The sequence below is a fragment of the Pseudomonas sp. Sample_21 genome, assembly GCF_004307525.1.
Classification (GTDB): domain Bacteria; phylum Pseudomonadota; class Gammaproteobacteria; order Pseudomonadales; family Pseudomonadaceae; genus Aquipseudomonas; species Aquipseudomonas atacamensis.
On record NZ_RCNZ01000138.1, the window covers coordinates 22,955 to 39,313 of the forward strand.

Genomic DNA, 16,359 nt, shown 5'->3' on the forward strand with positions numbered 1-16,359 from the left:
ATGGAATTGGTTTTCGAAATGCTGAACACCAAGCAGTTCGTGCCCACCGAGCTGTGCCAGCGGACCTTCAAGCAGGCCGGCGGCGTGATCGGGCGCGGCGAGGACTGCGACTGGATCATCCCTGACCGCAAGCGGCACCTGTCCAATCATCACGTGATTGTCAGCTACCGCGAGGGCTCGTTCTTCCTTACCGACACCAGCAGCAACGGTGTCCAGGACGGCAGCAGCGGCGCGCGCCTGCACAAGGGCGAGCCGGTGCGCATCGAGCACGGCAGCACCTACATTCTCGGCGACTTCGAGATCCGCGCGCGGCTGGTCCGTGACCCGGCGACCTTCGACGGCGAAGTCGGCCGTCCGCGTGCCGCTGGCAGCATCATTCCGGATGACGCGTTCCTCGACCTCGACCCGCTCAATGCCCTCGAACAGCAAGAGCGCGTCTACTCGGAAATCGACGAACTGCTGTCGCCCACCGCCAAGCCGGAAGACTCCCGTCAACGTGCCGACTACGCGCGCATCGACATGGAAAGCCTGATGGTCCCGGAGCTGATCGCCGCCCCGGTCGAGCCTGAGCCGGCGCCTGCACCGAAAGCCGTCGAGCGTCAGAGCGAAGGTTTCTGGGAACACTTCGGCGCGGCGCTGGGCGTCGACGTCAAAGGCCTCAGCCACGACGAACGCGAAGCGCTGGCGCTCAACGCTGCGCGCCTGCTGCGCCAGAGCATCGGCGGTTTGCAGCAGAGCCTGCGCACCCGCTCCGAGCTGAAAAACGAACTGCGTCTGGCGCAGACCACCGTGCAGGGCACCAACAAGAACCCGCTGAAATTCGCCGTCGATCCGAGCGAAGCACTGCAGATTCTGTTGCAGCCAAGCAAGCCTGGACACCTGCCGGCCGAGCAGGCGATCTCCCGTGCATTCCGTGATTTGCAGGCGCACCAAGTGGCTTTGCTGACCGCCAGTCGCGCCGCCGTGCGAGGCACGCTGGAGCACTTCTCGCCGGAGCAACTGACCCTGCGTTTCGAGCGCGACAGCAAGCCATTGATTGCAACATCGGGTGGGCGCTGGAGAGCGTTCGGCCGCTATCACCAGGCCCTGCGTCAGGACGATGACTGGAGCGAGCGTCTGCTGGCCCGCGACTTTGCCCAGGCCTACGAAGAACAGATCCGCCTGATCTCCACCCTCCACACCGACCACCAAGGATGATGCGCATGTCTCGCCGCTCGACCGCTTTTTTCAAGACGCTGACTGCGCTCACCGTGCTGGTGCTGCTTGCCGGTTGCTCGTCGCTGTCGCCGTACTCGAAAGTGACCAAGATCAATCTGAAACTGACCGGCAGCGATCAGCTCAACCCGGACCTCAACGGGCGGCCGTCGCCGATCGTCGTGCGTCTGTTCGAACTCAAGCACCCGGTGACCTTCGAGAACGCTGATTTCTTCAGCCTCTACGAACGCGCCAAGGAATCCCTCAACCCGGATCTGGTGGCCAGCGAAGAACTCGAACTGCGCCCGGGTGAAACCGTGGAACTGAAACTCAGCGTGGAGGAGGGCAGCCGTTACGTGGGCATCCTTGCTGCCTATCGCGACCTGCCGGATACCCAGTGGCGCCACACCGTGCAGATCACTCCGCTGGAACTCACCGAGGCTGATCTGACACTCGATCAGGCCGGTATCCGCAATACCCAACAAGTGCTCGCCAAGGCGGATGACTGATCATGAACACCCATAAAGTCATTTGGCAGGAAGGCATGTTGCTGCGGCCGCAGCACTTCCAGCACAACGATCGTTACTACGATCACCAGATGAAAACCCGCACGCAATTGCTCGGTGGCTACACCTGGGGTTTTCTCAATCTGGAAATCGACTTGCAGTTCCTCAACATGGGCAAACTGGTGATCAGTGAAGCCTCGGGGATTCTGCCGGACGGCAGCCTGTTCGAGCTCGGTGGCAACACCGAGCCGCTGGCGCTGGACGTGCCGCCGAACACCGGCAACACGCCGATCTATCTGGCGCTGCCGCTGGTCACCGGCAACCACATCGAGGCCCGGCGCCCGGAGCAATCCGACGTGCTCGCACGCTACACCGCGTATGACGCCGAAGTCGCCGACTCCAACGCCGGCGATGATTCCGCCAGTCAGGTCAGCTGCGGTCGCCCGGACTTCAAACTGTTGCTCGGCGAGCAGCAGAGCGATCAGGCCTACGTGAAGCTGAAAATCTGCGACGTGCTCGACACCACGCCCGACGGCGTGATCAGCCTCGACCCGGATTTCGTCCCGACCTACATTCAGGCCCACGCCTCCAGCTACCTGCTGTCGTGCCTGAAAGAAGTGATCAGCATGCTCAGCCACCGTGGCGACACCATCGCCGAGCGGATTCGCTCCAACGGCAAGGTCGGCGGCGCTGAAGTCGGCGACTTCATGATGCTGCAACTGATCAACCGTACCGAACTGCTGCTGCGCCATTACCTCGGTCTGGAACAAGTGCACCCGGAAGAGTTGTACCGCACGCTGCTGACCATGCTCGGCGATCTGGCGACCTTCTCCGGCGAGAGCAAACGCCCGCGTCTGGACAGCCGCTATTCCCACGCCGATCAGGGCGCAAGCTTCCGCAAACTGATGGAAGCGATCCGTCAGGTGCTGTCGATGGTGCTCGAACAGCACGCCATCGAGTTGATCCTGCAGGCGCGTCAGTACGGCATCATCGTCTCGCCGTTGCACGATCACAAACTGCTCGGCTCGGCCTCGTTCGTGCTGGCAGCCAGTGCCAACTGCGACTCCGAAGAACTGCGTCAGCGTTTGCCGCAGCACCTCAAGGTCGGCCCGGTGGAGCGCATCCGCCAACTGGTCAACCTGCACTTGCCGGGGATCAAGGTCAAACCGTTGCCGGTGGCACCACGGCAGATCGCGTTCCACTCGAACAAAACCTATTTCATTCTCGAACTCAGTTCCGAAGACCTGGCACAACTCGAACGCTCCGGCGGTTTCGCGTTCCACGTGTCCGGCGAATTCGCCGAGCTTGAACTGAAATTCTGGGCCATCAGGAACTGACCGACATGATCAAGGAAACGGATTACAACCAGGACGACAAAACCGTCCTGCTCGATCGTCAAGGCCACGGACCGGCATCGAGTCCGCTGACCGACTTCGCCGCGCCGCCGCGTTTCGAGCAACTGGAAGAACGCATGATCTACGCCGCGCGCCTGCGTCCGGCGGAGGCGTTCAACATCAGCCTCAACTCGCTGGTCGCGGCCTCGTCCGACCTGCTTTCGGAAGTGGTGCGTCTCAAGCACAGCGAAACCCGCGAAGACCTGTACGCACTCAATGAGCGGCTGACCGCCGGGCTGAAATTGTTTGAAGTACGCGCCCTGCACAACGGCGCCGAAAGCAGCCAGGTGATGGCCGCGCGTTACGTGCTCTGCACCGTGGTCGACGAAGCCGTCGTGACCACGCCGTGGGGCAACGAAAGCGAATGGTCGCAGATGAGCCTGCTGAGCAGCTTCCACAACGAAACCTTCGGCGGCGAGAAGTTTTTCCAGCTGCTTGATCGGCTGTCGAAAAACCCGGTCAAGCACCTGCCGATGCTCGAACTGATGTACCTGTGCCTGTCCCTCGGTTTCGAGGGCAAGTACCGCGTGCAGGCGCGCGGCATGCTTGAGCTTGAAGGCATCCGCGACGCCTTGTACCGGCAGATCCGTCAGTTGCGTGGCGACGTGCCGCGCGAGTTGTCGCCGCACTGGGAAGGCCTCAACGACCAGCGCCGCAACCTGGTGCGTATCGTGCCGGCGTGGATGGTGGTGCTCTTTACTCTGGTCTGCCTGGTGGTGATGTATTCGGGCTTCGCCTGGGTCCTGAGCGAACAACGCGACACCGTTCTGCATCCTTATCAGCCGCTTGATCCAGCCGCGGTGCAACCGCAGGCGCAGCCGTAAAACAGGGACGTGTGATGAAAAAGTTTTTCAAGAAAGTCGGCGCCTTCCTGCGCCAGACCTGGGTCTGGACTCTGCTGCTGGTGCTGTTCGTGGCGCTGCTGGTGTGGTTCGTCGGCCCGTTGTTGGCGGTCGATGATTACAAGTTCTGGGAAAGCGCGACCTCGCGCCTGCTGACCATCAGCGTGCTGTTCCTGATCTGGGGCCTGACCATGGTCTTCGTCAGCTGGCGCGCGGGTATCCGCAAGAAAGCCGAGGAGGAAAGCGAGGACGGTCAGGACCGCATTCGCCGCGAAGAGCTGATCGACGAAGAACAGAAAGAGTTGAAGGCGCGGTTCAAGGACGCGCTGAAAACCCTGAAGACGTCGAGCCTGTATCGCGGTCGCAGCGAGCGCTGGCGCAGTGACTTGCCGTGGTACCTGCTGATCGGTCCGCAGGCCTCGGGCAAAACCAGCCTGCTGGACTTTTCCGGTCTGGAATTTCCGATCAACAAGATCGACCGCAAGCTGACCCGCGACACCCTCGGCACCCGTCATTGCGACTGGTATTTCGCCGATCACGGTGTCCTGATCGACACCGCCGGGCGCTACACCACTCAACCGGACGCGGAAGTCGACGGCAACGCCTGGACCACCCTGCTGGAACTGCTGCGCAAGCGTCGTCGCGGCCGTCCGTTGAACGGCGTGCTGGTGACCATTCCGGTGGAAACCCTCACCGGCGGCAGCGAGCAGGACATCGAGACCCTCGCGCGCCAGGTGCGCAGCCGTCTGCAGGACGTGCATCAGAAACTCCACGTCGATGTGCCGGTGTATCTGGTCCTGAGCAAGGCTGACAAGCTGCTCGGCTTCGACGAGTTCTTCGATCAACTGACCCGCGAAGAAAGCGATCAGGTGCTCGGCACCAGTTTCCGCAAGGATCAGGTCGGCACCGACGTCACGGTCCTGCGCAACGAGTTCGAAGAGCTGCTGCGCCGCCTGAACAGCCAAGTGATCATGCGCATGCACTCCGAGCGCGACACTCAGCGCCGTGGGCGCATCCTCGACTTCCCGCATCAGTTGGGGCAGATCGGCGAGCGTCTGTGCCTGTTCGTCGACATGGCGTTCACCGGCAACCGTTATCAGCGCGCCACGCAACTGCGCGGCTTCTACCTGACCAGCGCACCGCACCTGACCCAGGAAATGGATTCGACCACCGCCGGCATCGGCGCCAGCCTGGGCATGAACGCCGGCGTGCTGCCGACCCTGCGCAGCGGTCGTTCGCGGTTCATCCACCACTTGCTCAGCCAAGTGATTTTCCCCGAGGCCGATCTGGCCGGTCTGGACAAGCGCGAGCGCAGCCGCATTCATTGGGGCCAGCGCGCGCTGTACGTCGGCGCACTGGCGGCACTGGCACTGTTCGGCATGCTCTGGGCCGGTGGTTTCTCGGCCAACTACGAGCGTCTGGAAAACTTGCGCACACTGGCGCAGAACTGGACCCAGCAACGCTCGGCCGTAACACCGCGAGATGACGCCATGGGCGTGCTGAAAGTGCTCGACACCAGCTACGCAGCGACTCAGGTGTTCCCGAGCAAGGGCGACGTGTCGTACCACGAGCGTGGCGGCCTGTATCAGGGCGAAGAGATCAACCCGGTGGTGAAAACCGCCTACGAGCGTGAGCTGGAAGCGCAGTTGCTGCCACGGGTCGCGACCATGCTCGAAGGGCAGATCCGCGCCAACATGAAGGATCGCGATCGCCTGCTCAACAGCCTGCGCGCGTACCTGATGCTGAACATGAAGGATCGTCGCGACGCGGCGTGGCTCAAGGACTGGGTCGCCACTGACTGGTCGCAGCGCTACACCGGCAACACCGCGGTGCAGAACGGTCTGAATACGCACCTCGAGCGTTTGCTCAAGCAGCCGTTCATCTACCCGCTGAACGATCAACTGGTGACGCAGGCGCGTCAGGTCCTGCGCAGCGAATCGCTGGCCAACGTGGTTTACCGCATGCTCCGCGAGCAGGCGCGCAACCTGCCGGACTACCGCTTCAGCCAGCACCTCGGCCCGCAAGGTTCGTTGTTCATCGGCACTGAATACGTGATCCCGGGTTTCTACACCCAGCAGGGTTATCAGCAGTATTTCTCGGTGCAGGGCGCCGCGCTGGTCACCGATATCCTGCGCGACAACTGGGTGCTGGGCGAAGGCGCGGGCATCAGCGACATGGACTTGCGTCGCCTGATGGTCGAGCTTGAGCAGCTGTACTTCCGCGACTACGCCAACTACTGGAGCGAAGCCGTTGGCCAGGTCGCATTGCCACCGATCAGCGACGCTGGCGAAGGCGCCGAGCAACTGGCGGGCCTGACTTCGGCTAACTCGCCGGTCCTCGCATTGCTCACCGAAGTGCGTGAAAACACCCGCTTCGAAGCTGCGCCTGATCCGGTCGATGAAGCCGGCGAAGCTGCCGATGCGCTGGCCGGGCAGAAAGGCAAACTGGGCAAGGTCGGCAAACTCGCCGCCGCTGCCGCCGACAAGGCTTCGGCGCTGAACGTGGCGAAGAACCTGCCGGACACCGCGAAGAAATCCCTGCAACGCCGCTTCGAACCGCTGCATCGTCTGCTCGATGACAACAACGGCCCGGGCGCTGACCTGACGCCAGCGTTCAGCGCGCTCAACGACCTGCAACTGCAACTGGCCGGCCTGGCCCGTTCCAGCACGCCGGAGCAAGCCGCGTTCGAGATGGCCAAGACGCGCATGAGCGGCCAGCGTGATGCGCTAACCAACCTGCGCAATGCCTCCGGTCGTCTGCCGCGTCCGCTGAGCGTGTGGTTCAACGTGCTGGCCGAGGACTCGTGGCGCCTGGTGCTCAACGATGCCTATCAATACCTGAACGGCCGTTATCAGAACGAGCTGTACAGCGTGTACGGCAAAACCATCAGCAAGCGCTATCCGTTCAGCGCCAGCAGCACCAGCGACGTGGCGATCAGCGACTTCCGCGAGTTCTTCCGTGCTCAAGGTACCGTCGACCGCTTCTTCGACAGCTACATGCGCCCGTTCGTCAGCGGCGATCCGGGCAACTACCGCATGCGCAGCGTCGACGGCCACAGCCTGCCGGTATCGAAGGTCTACCTTGATCAGATGGCGGCGGCGCAGACCATTCGCCAGAGCTTCTTCTCGATCAACCCGGCCGAGCCGACCGTGCAGTTCAAGCTTGAGCCGTACACCCTCGATCCGGCGGTCAGCCGTTCCGAATTCAAGTTCGGCGACAAGACCATGGAATACCGCCACGGCCCGATCCTGCCAATGACCTTCAAGTGGCCGACCGATGCTGAAGACGGTCGCACCAGTCTGGTCATGGACAAGATGGCCGGGCGTCCGATCGGTATCGAGAAAAACTCCGGCCCATGGTCGCTGTTCCGTCTGTTCGACCTGATGCAGACCGAGTACCTGAACGGTCGTGACGTGCTGGTACTGAAAGCGGACGTGGGCGGCCTGCGCGCCAACTATCTGCTGACCAGCCAGCGCACGCCGAACCCGTTCGACATGGGCGTGCTGCGCACCTTCCGTATGCCGGTGCAGCTCTGATGCTGGTGGCCAGTCCCTGGCGCAGCGCGGCGCGTACCGACCCGGGCAAGGTGCGGGCGCGCAACGAAGATGCCTTCCTCGACTCCCCGCAGCACGGGCTGTGGGTGGTCGCGGACGGCATGGGCGGTCATCAGGGTGGCGACATCGCCAGCCAGTTGATCGTCGCCAGCCTGGCTGAGTTGCCGCAACACGAGGATTTCGACGAACGTCTCAAAGCCATCCGCCAGTGCCTGCACTGGCTGAACCGGCGACTGGGGCAAGAGCTGACGGTCACCGCCGGACGTCACGACAGCATCATGGGCAGCACCGTCGTCGCGCTGCTGGTGGAAGGCAATCGCGCGGCCTGCATCTGGGCCGGTGACAGCCGTTGCTATATGTGGCGCGGGCAGCGGTTGTATCAGCTGTCCAAGGACCATTCGCTGCAACAGCAACTGATCGACGAGCAGCAAATGAGCGTCGAACAGGCGGCAGCGCACCCGGCGGCTCAGGCACTCACCCGAGCCGTCGGCGCCGCCGACACACTGACACTGGATGTGCTTGAACTCGAGGTCTATCCGGGCGATGTGTTTTTGCTCTGCAGCGATGGTTTGTATCAGGGCCTGAGCAGCGATGCCCTCGGCAACGCCCTCAGCCTCAGCGCGCCGCACGTGGCGCTGGAACGTTTGTTCGACGGCGCTCTGCGTGGCGCCGCGCGCGACAACCTGACTGCCGTGGTGATCCGCCAATGAGTGAACTCGAATCGCCCATCGATGACCTGCTGATCAGCGAAGAACAGGCCAGCAACCTGACCTACTTCGCCTTCGCCAAGGGCAACAAGGCCGAACCGCTGCTGGCGCCGACCAAGGCCAGCATCCTTGCGCTGCCGGATGTACTCGCCGGTCGCTACCACCTCGAGCGTCTGCTCGGGGCCGGTGGCATGGGCGCCGTTTACCGGGCGCGGGATCTGCTGCACGAACAGTTCGGCGATCCCGACCCTTACATTGCGCTGAAAATCCTCAGCGAAGAATTTGCCGAATCGCCGGATGCCAGTGCCTTGCTCTACAGCGAGTTCGCCCTGACCCGACGCCTGCGCCACGACAACGTCGTGCGTGCGCACACCTTTGAAGTCGACACCGACTGCCAGCGGGCCTTTATCACCATGGAATACATGCGTGGCCTGACCCTGGACAAATTGCTCTGCGAGCGGCCCCTCGGCCTGCCGTGGCAAGAATTGCGCGACATCGTCCTGCCGCTGCTCGACACGTTGGCCTACGCCCACCGTCGCGGCGTGCTGCACGGTGATCTGAAACCGAGCAACGTCATGCTCAGCGAAGACGGCCTGCGCCTGTTCGACTTCGGTCTGGGGCAGGCAGAGGAGGGCATCTTGCCCGGCCTGCCGCACCTGAGCCGCGAGCGCTTCAACGCCTGGACCCCGGGCTACGCCGCCCCCGAACTGCTTGAGGGCCAACCGTTGTCGGCCAGCGCGGACGTGTACGGCGTGGCCTGCGTGATCTATGAACTGGCGGGCGGCAAACACCCGTTCCGCCGCTTGCCCTCGGCCCAGGCCCGCGACGAGCATCTGGAGCGCGAACTGCGCGCCCCAGCGAATCTACCCCAGCACGGCTGGCAAGCGCTGCGAACCGCGCTGAGCTTCAACCCGGCAGAACGCACCATCACTGCCCAACAATTGCGTGACGCCTTGGGCGCCACTTCGTCCTGGCTGCAACGTCTGCGACTTCGGGCGTAACGGATGACATTCGAACAGGGAGCACACGATGTTCAACTCAGCTAACGAAACCCACTTCAGCCTCAAGGTCGAAGACTACGTCGGCGACCTGCAAGTGCTGTCGTTCACCGGCACCGAAGGCATCAGCCAGGCGTATCGCTTCGACCTCGAACTGGTCAGCGAAAACCCCGATCTGGACCTCGAACAACTGCTGCACAAGCAGGCGTTTCTGGCATTCGATCCACAGGGCTCGGGCATTCACGGGCAGATCTACCGCGTCGCCCAGGGCGATGCCGGCAAGCGCCTGACCCGCTACAAAGTCTCGATCGTGCCGCAACTGCAATACCTGCATCACCGCACCAACCAGCGCATCTACCAGCAGATGTCGGCGCCGAAAATCATCGCGCTGATCCTCGAAGAACACGGCATCAAGAGCAACGCCTACAGCTTCCAGCTCAGCCAGCCGTGCCCGGATCGTGACTACTGCGTGCAGTACGACGAAACCGACCTGCATTTCGTCCAGCGTCTGTGCGAAGAAGAGGGCATTCACTACCACTTCCAGCACAGCGAAAAAGCACACCTGCTGGTGTTCGGCGACGACCAGACCGTGTTCCAGAACCTTGGGCAGCCCACCGCTTATGTGCAGGGTAGCGGCATGGTCGCCGACGAGCCGGTGATCAAAGCCTTCAAACTGCGTCTGGAAACCCGCACCACGCGCACCACGCGCCGCGACTACGACTTCGAAAAACCGCGCCTGCGAATGGAAGCCGCGTACAAACCCGACGGCGACAGCACCGAGCCGGATCTCGAAGATTACGACTACCCCGGCCGCTTCATCGACCGCGCACGCGGCAAGTTCCTCAGCCAGCGCGCCCTCGAACGCCACCGCGCCGACTACCGCCAGGCCGAAGGTCGCGGCGACCAGACCAAACTGGTCAGCGGCCACTTCATGGAAATGTCCGACCACCCACGCAGCGAGTGGAACGACCTCTGGCTGCTCACCGAAATCTTCCACGAAGGCAAACAACCGCAAGTCCTCGAAGAAGGCGTGACCAGCGACACCACTGACAACAAGGACGACTTCCACCAGGGCTACCGCAACACCTTCCTCGCCACCCCATGGGACGTGTTCTACCGCCCGGCCCTCGAACACCCCAAACCACGCGTGCTCGGCAGCCAGACCGCCATGGTCACCGGCCCCAAAGGCGAAGAAATCCACTGCGACCAATACGGCCGCATCAAAGTGCAATTCCACTGGGATCGCGAAGGCTTGGCCGACGACAAAACCAGCTGCTGGCTGCGCGTCTCCAGCTCCTGGGCCGGCGACCGCTACGGCGCCATCTCCATCCCGCGCATCGGCATGGAAGTCCTAGTCACCTTCCTCGAAGGCGACCCCGACCAACCGCTGGTGACCGGCTGCCTGTACCACAAGGAAAACCCGGTGCCGTACGCACTGCCGGCGAACAAGACTCGCAGCGTGTTCAAAACCCTCAGCTCCCCGGGTGGCGGCGGCTACAACGAACTGCGCATTGAAGACAAGAAAGGTGCCGAGCAGATTTACATCCACGCCCAGCGCGATTGGGATGAAAACGTTGAGCACGACCAGAAGATTCGGGTCGGCAATGAACGTCATGACACGGTGGTGAAGAACACTTACACCGAGCTGAAGGCTGAAGAACACCGCACCACGATCTCCGACCGCAAGGTTGAAGCGAAGCTGGATGATCACCTGACAATTGGGCAGAACCAACACGTCAAACTCGGCACGGCGCAGCTGACCAGTGTGGGGAAAGAGATACACCTCAAGGCTGGGGACAAGATCGTTATTGAGGCGGGGACGGAGCTGACCATTCTTGGGGGTGGGAGCTTTATCAAGCTGGATGGCGGTGGGGTCACGGTGGTTGGGCCGGTGATCAAGATCAATGCGGGTGGCTCGGCTGGGTCGGGCACAGGGATCGGGATTAAGCCGCCGGTGCTGCCGGGGGCGGCGGATAAGGATAAGGCGGGGAGTTTGATGGATCAGGCGTTGGCGAATTCGCCGCCTGAGAAGGTTAAGCCGAAGGCTTTTTTTGTGTTTTCCGAGTGATCGACATGAATGGTGTTTTGAAGAAGAGCAATGGCATCGCGATAGCGGTTTTCACCGCGTCGCTGTTGAGCCTGTTTCATGGCAGCGCTTATGCGGATGAATGTCCGTCCGAGGACTTTTCCCAGTTTCTGCCGGCGTTTTCTGCGAATGCCGAAACTCAGCAGCGGTGGACTGCGATGACGGTGAAGTCGCTGGTTTTGAAACCGGTGGGAGATCATGGGGTTTTTGAGCCTAAAACGATGGGGCTTACTAGCACCAATTTAGCGTTTCCGTTGATGGCGCCTGTAGGCGCGGACAAGACTGAAGGCGTAGAGGTTGAGGAGATTGACGATAATCATTTCAACGTAGTGGATAAGCGAGCAGGTAATAGCAACATCAAGATTTTTAATTTTTCTCGCCAAGCGTGTTGGGTGCTTGAGGGGGTTGAAGATTGGTCGATCAGTGAGAAAGATCTCGTAGAGACGAGCAAGCCCCGCATGAGCGAGGCAGAGAATTTTTGCTTTCAACGTGCAGAGGCCTTTAGAGGCCTAGGGGGGCTGGAGCAGTACCGACTCACAGGTGAGTTGTTTGAAGCTTCCTTGGAAAACTATCTATGCGCAGCCGCTTCCGGTGATCCCCAGGCTAGTTTGAATGCAGCAAGCTTGAGTCTTTCCGGAATGGCTCCGCAGTTGCAAACGGAGAAGGTTGAGCAGCTATTCAAGGCAGCAGCGACCACTCTGCCTGAGGGGGCGATGAGCCTCTCGTTGTTTTATTGCGATGGAAACAACATTTCCTCCAATGGCCCTTGCCAGCATCCAGCACAGGCCGAGGAAGCGCTGACGCAAGCGGCCCGTATGGGAAGTGCTTTTGCGATAAATGCACTCGGGCGTGCCTTTGAAACTGGAGAGCTGGTAACGAAGGACATGTCCCGGGCGGTTGCGTGCTACCAAGTGGCTGCCAAAAAAGGCAGCAAAGGGTCTATCGCACATTTGGAACGTCTAAATAAACAGACCGCTGAAATTACTAAAGCGAGCTATTGCTACTGATTATTGCAGGAAGCAGAAATGACAGAGCCACTAGATTTATCAAGTAACTATACGAGTGCTAACTATAGATATAAGGAAGGAGGAGATGGTTTCGTCGTAGAAAATGGCAAAAAAATCGTCGATTGCTCTCATATGGTAAACCTGTTGCTCACAGGTGCTGGATATCAAGTTCCTTACCAGAATACGGCGGGGCTAAATAGTGCAGCCGCACTTCAATACTATGATGTAATTAGTCCTGCTAATGTGAGGCGAGGAGATATCGTACTCTGGATTAACGTAATCTCTAATCGAGATAATAAAACGCTAAATCATACGGGTATCGTAGAGCACTATGATAGTACGCTGGACTCTCAATATGGTGAGTTTTTTGGGGCGCAAAGCTCTGGTCCAGCTACTGCAAAGTTTGGTGCCTATAGCAAAGCATATTTTTGGCCAGTCCCTACAAAATTTCTAAGGGTTAAGGAATCGACTCGGACGGGGGAAGGATCCGCACCTGCGCCCGCACCTGCACCTGCACCTGCACCGGTAGAATCTACACCATTAATGAATTTTCAGTACCCGTTTAGAAAAGCGGACGGATCGCAATTTAAGGATGCTGAAGAAATCTTTAAAGCACTTGAGAGTGAAAGCTCAGGTAACTTTTTACTTGGGAATCATGGATTTTGGCATGGCGGTATTCATATCACGCATAAGACTGCTCCGCAGTGTGTGAGAGATGAACCTATTCGTTGTATTGGAGATGGTGTCGTCGTAGCCTATCGGTTGAATGAGGATTATTTAAAGACTGAGTTTGAAGGTTCGAGTACTACAGAGGAATTGAAGTACTCAAATTCATTCTGCCTTGTCAAGCACGACTATAAATCACCACCTAATAAAGAGGTCGTGCCCAATACTAGTAATGAACTCGTATTTTATAGCCTGTATATGCATTTGCTACCATACCAGAGGTACGCGGATGAACCAGAACAGACGGGCCATCAGAAAATAAAGATGATCGCAAGTGGGTTTAAAGCTCGAAGCGATGTTGCTGGTGCGACTGGCTGCATCGAATACGGTTCGATTTCTGCTGGAACTCAAATTGAAATACTTGAAGAGCACTCTGATCACATCCACGCGAAAGGCAAACTAATTAAAGGTACAGTAGGTGGACGCACGCCAGGACAGGATTTCTGGTTCGCCTACAAGCAAAACGGTGTTGCATACCCAAGAGGTGATGGCAGTGCGAGCTGGAAAGCAATAACTGCACCGGAGCGAAAGAAGCCAGATTATTGGAAGGGCAAGGTCAGAGCTATAGTTACCGGCTCTGGGCTTACCTTAAGGGTAGCCCCCTCACCGCAGAGTAACGGCGCTTTAGCTGGGGCTGCAATGAGACAGGTAAATAGTCTGGGGCAAAACGAAGATTTAGTACTTTGTACAAATAGCGTAATAGAATTTGATAGTGGGAAAGTTTTTAGCCTGAAGATTGGCTCTAAGTCATACAAAATGGCGGAATGTTGCTTCGTGCCAAGTACTTCTGGCACTGCAACCGGTTTGAAAAGCCATTCCACTCCTGTCCCAGCAACTTTTTGGGCTTGTGTTGAAAAGCCTTATGTTCAACTGCTTGGATTGATTCCTACGGAGTTTGACAAGGTCGTAGCTATGGATACGGCAATTAAGGCAGGTGACGTAATCGGCTTTCTTGGTTTAAATGAAACATTGGCAGGTCCTGATGGAGGGGTTTCGAGAAGTTATCAAGTCCATGTGGAAATTTTTTCGGCAGATCCGAGAATTGAGGATTTCTTGAAAAACAAGGCAGCAGTGAAGCAAGGAAAGCAATACTTGCACTTGCCAGCGAATACAACTTTGAAAAGTAAGCCCCCTCTAACTGGGGTTGTGACAATTTCGAATGAAACCTTTGTGGAGCTTGGGAAAACTGTTATCTATAAGGACCCTGAAGAGTGGTACGAAGTAACCGTAGTTGATGAATCAGAAAGCAAATCGGGTTTGCTCAAAAAAGAAGGGGCGGAGCTTATTGCTCAGCACGACTGGGAAAAACTAGGCTTTCGCGTCGTTAAGGAATCAAATTCAAATTCTGATGGTTTTCTGGATCCTGATGATATGCCAGAATTCTTCCAGACCTTATATAACGACTTGGATCGATTTGGTAACAGAGATCAAAAAGTCAGTCCCGAAGATTTCCCGATTGCACTCAAGAATATTGAGTTCAGGGATCATTGGTCAAAGCTCATTGCATATCACCCTACGGAGTGGAAATCTAAGTCGGACTCTTCCAAATGGGCGCGGCTGGATACATTGCTGGAGAATTACCCATCTGTTCTAAATCACGAAAAAGAACGAATAGATAGTTTAATATTTTGGGATGATTCAGTTATACAGTCTAAAGGCTTAGGTGATGGCGTTTTATGGCATTTTCATCCAATTGCATTTCTTGGTAATCAGATCGGTAGTCGCGGAAAAATAAAGATCACCGTCGAGATGTTAAAAAGGGTATTTGAAGGACTAAAAAATACCTCCGAACAAGATGTCTTATTGGCGGAAGTTGCCATCCAGCTAAATGAAAACTGTGAAAGATATAAATTAGATACTCCGTTGAGGTTGAGTCACTTTTTTGCTCAGGTAAGGCAGGAAATTGGATCGAAGTGCGCGGTGGTAGAGGACTTTACCTATGGAGTGCCTGGCCTAAAGGGTACATTTAAGTATTTTAGGGATCACCCTGATGAAGCAACACTTTATGGATATCCAGGATCTAATAAATATGTGTCTCACGAAAATCAGATCGCGATAGCGAATCGAGCATATGGCGGGAAATTAGGTAACGGCAATATATCGTCTGGTGAGGGGTGGAAATATCGTGGTAGAGGTCTTAAACATTTAACGGGTAAAGCAAACTATCAAGCCTTTAAGGATTATCATAAAACGTTCTGGGATGAAGAAGTTGATTTTGTTGGTCAGCCGGATATCTTGCATACACAGTTTAAATACTCTGTTCGTTCGGGTGTTTATTTCTGGCTTAAAAACAATATTTTTGTAGAAGCGGATAAGGGTGATGCGGACGAAAACGTAGATGCTGTTACTCGTATTATTAACAGAGATACTGATAGTTATGATGAACGTCGGAAGCATTTCCAGAGGATATATAAAAATGAAAAAATATTTGAAACTGTCTAAAATTCGTTGCATTTTTGCGATGGTCATAAGCTTGGTCGTATCCAATGTGTTAGCAGATGCGGCACCTACATTGAGTGAGTTTCATCCAGCGGTCGTGGCTTCAGTAGGAGAAAAAAAGATTGCAGTGTTCTTTTTAAAAAATAGTCTGAAAAAACTGGTGAGCGGAGAGTATGTTGCTGACGCCGAAATATATTATTCTCCGATTGGTTCAGATAAAACATTTTTCAAATATGTTTGGAAAGTTGAGGGTGATCAAATTGCCTCCGTCTTCTTCTACGATTGGAAATCTCCGGAGCGACGCGGTAAATCAATGTATGTCTTGGTGAAGAGCAAGCTGTCTGACTCCGCGTTTGATGGTTTTTCGTATTCAGTCATGGAGCTTCCGCTCAGGGTCGATGGTGAAAACGCTTCATTGCTCTATTTCACAGGTGACCCATCTGATCCAGCTTTGGAAAACTGCAAGGATGGAAAGGACTTAGTTTCTGGAGCGAAGGTGGTTTGCAGTTATAAAGACGCTGCAAGTATTAAAAAATATTTTACCGCGCAGGATAAATGAAATTTCGAAGTCGCATGGGGGTTCGGCTTTGTTAGTTTCGTGCGATGGCTATTTTATCGTTGAGCATGAGTAAATCTGCCCCGTTTGGGTGAAATGGAGACATGGGTGAAATGGGGACAGTGAAATGGGGGCAGACCACGATTTTAGCAATTACCCGAAAAACGCGGTCTGTCCCTTTTTTCTTTTATGGTCTGTCCTCTTTTTCTTTTAGCCTGTTATCAAATGGCGGCTGACAAAGGTGACCAGTTGGGCGTCTTCAACGTGGGGCGATTGGGATCGTCAGCCACGGCGCCGATCAAAGCCAGCCACTGCATTTGAATTTCGAGGGGCTGTTTGAGGCGGTTTTT

Annotated in this window: 11 protein-coding genes; all 11 read left to right on the forward strand. The window is 57.0% G+C overall.

What is annotated here, in order from left to right; translation table 11 throughout:
- From tagH to D8U71_RS26005, 11 genes are read left to right on the forward strand one after another with little or no spacing between them, the layout of a single operon-like run.
- The gene (tagH, locus tag D8U71_RS25955; protein WP_130889042.1) at nucleotides 1-1,197 is read left to right on the forward strand and encodes a type VI secretion system-associated FHA domain protein TagH; all 1,197 of its coding nucleotides are present in this window, start codon (nucleotides 1-3) and stop codon (nucleotides 1,195-1,197) included.
- A 5-nt stretch (nucleotides 1,198-1,202) separates the two neighbouring features.
- A complete protein-coding gene (tssJ, locus tag D8U71_RS25960) occupies nucleotides 1,203-1,703 on the forward strand; it encodes a type VI secretion system lipoprotein TssJ (RefSeq protein WP_016772509.1) in 501 nt (166 codons plus the stop codon).
- Nucleotides 1,704-1,705: 2 nt separating this feature from the next.
- Nucleotides 1,706-3,037, forward strand: coding sequence for a type VI secretion system baseplate subunit TssK (gene tssK, locus D8U71_RS25965; RefSeq protein WP_016772510.1), 1,332 nt, complete (start codon nucleotides 1,706-1,708; stop codon nucleotides 3,035-3,037).
- 5 nt (nucleotides 3,038-3,042) lie between these two features.
- On the forward strand, nucleotides 3,043-3,918 hold the full coding sequence (gene icmH, locus D8U71_RS25970) for a type IVB secretion system protein IcmH/DotU (RefSeq protein ID WP_016772511.1): 876 nt from the start codon (nucleotides 3,043-3,045) through the stop codon (nucleotides 3,916-3,918).
- 14 nt (nucleotides 3,919-3,932) lie between these two features.
- The gene (gene tssM, locus D8U71_RS25975; RefSeq protein ID WP_130889043.1) at nucleotides 3,933-7,472 is read left to right on the forward strand and encodes a type VI secretion system membrane subunit TssM; all 3,540 of its coding nucleotides are present in this window, start codon (nucleotides 3,933-3,935) and stop codon (nucleotides 7,470-7,472) included.
- Nucleotides 7,472-8,200 carry a PP2C family serine/threonine-protein phosphatase gene (locus D8U71_RS25980; RefSeq protein ID WP_041476618.1) on the forward strand — a complete coding sequence of 243 codons (729 nt, stop codon included), beginning with the start codon at nucleotides 7,472-7,474 and terminating at the stop codon, nucleotides 8,198-8,200. The genes tssM and D8U71_RS25980 overlap by 1 nt, the downstream gene beginning before the upstream one ends.
- Nucleotides 8,197-9,198 (forward strand): serine/threonine-protein kinase, encoded by a 1,002-nt coding sequence (locus D8U71_RS25985; RefSeq protein WP_130889044.1) that lies wholly within the window; start codon nucleotides 8,197-8,199, stop codon nucleotides 9,196-9,198. The genes D8U71_RS25980 and D8U71_RS25985 overlap by 4 nt, the downstream gene beginning before the upstream one ends.
- A 28-nt stretch (nucleotides 9,199-9,226) precedes the next feature.
- On the forward strand, nucleotides 9,227-11,263 hold the full coding sequence (locus D8U71_RS25990) for a type VI secretion system tip protein VgrG (RefSeq protein WP_130889045.1): 2,037 nt from the start codon (nucleotides 9,227-9,229) through the stop codon (nucleotides 11,261-11,263).
- Nucleotides 11,264-11,268: 5 nt separating this feature from the next.
- Nucleotides 11,269-12,288, forward strand: coding sequence for a sel1 repeat family protein (locus tag D8U71_RS25995; RefSeq protein ID WP_039757346.1), 1,020 nt, complete (start codon nucleotides 11,269-11,271; stop codon nucleotides 12,286-12,288).
- Nucleotides 12,289-12,306: 18 nt separating this feature from the next.
- On the forward strand, nucleotides 12,307-15,456 hold the full coding sequence (locus D8U71_RS26000) for a hypothetical protein (protein ID WP_241664262.1): 3,150 nt from the start codon (nucleotides 12,307-12,309) through the stop codon (nucleotides 15,454-15,456).
- Nucleotides 15,431-16,012 carry a hypothetical protein gene (locus D8U71_RS26005; RefSeq protein ID WP_130889046.1) on the forward strand — a complete coding sequence of 194 codons (582 nt, stop codon included), beginning with the start codon at nucleotides 15,431-15,433 and terminating at the stop codon, nucleotides 16,010-16,012. Before D8U71_RS26000 ends, D8U71_RS26005 begins: the two co-directional genes overlap by 26 nt.
- Nucleotides 16,013-16,359 lie beyond the last annotated feature (347 nt).

Excerpts from the sequence above, each read along its gene's own strand:
- D8U71_RS25990 (WP_130889045.1), top strand. The coding sequence starts at position 9,227 with ATGTTCAACTCAGCTAACGAAACCCACTTCAGCCTCAAGGTCGAAGAC.
- tssM (WP_130889043.1), top strand. The coding sequence starts at position 3,933 with ATGAAAAAGTTTTTCAAGAAAGTCGGCGCCTTCCTGCGCCAGACCTGG.
- D8U71_RS25985 (WP_130889044.1), top strand. The coding sequence starts at position 8,197 with ATGAGTGAACTCGAATCGCCCATCGATGACCTGCTGATCAGCGAAGAA.
- tagH (WP_130889042.1), top strand. The coding sequence starts at position 1 with ATGGAATTGGTTTTCGAAATGCTGAACACCAAGCAGTTCGTGCCCACC.
- D8U71_RS25995 (WP_039757346.1), top strand. The coding sequence starts at position 11,269 with ATGAATGGTGTTTTGAAGAAGAGCAATGGCATCGCGATAGCGGTTTTC.
- icmH (WP_016772511.1), top strand. The coding sequence starts at position 3,043 with ATGATCAAGGAAACGGATTACAACCAGGACGACAAAACCGTCCTGCTC.
- D8U71_RS25980 (WP_041476618.1), top strand. The coding sequence starts at position 7,472 with ATGCTGGTGGCCAGTCCCTGGCGCAGCGCGGCGCGTACCGACCCGGGC.
- tssJ (WP_016772509.1), top strand. The coding sequence starts at position 1,203 with ATGTCTCGCCGCTCGACCGCTTTTTTCAAGACGCTGACTGCGCTCACC.
- D8U71_RS26005 (WP_130889046.1), top strand. The coding sequence starts at position 15,431 with ATGAAAAAATATTTGAAACTGTCTAAAATTCGTTGCATTTTTGCGATG.
- tssK (WP_016772510.1), top strand. The coding sequence starts at position 1,706 with ATGAACACCCATAAAGTCATTTGGCAGGAAGGCATGTTGCTGCGGCCG.
- D8U71_RS26000 (WP_241664262.1), top strand. The coding sequence starts at position 12,307 with ATGACAGAGCCACTAGATTTATCAAGTAACTATACGAGTGCTAACTAT.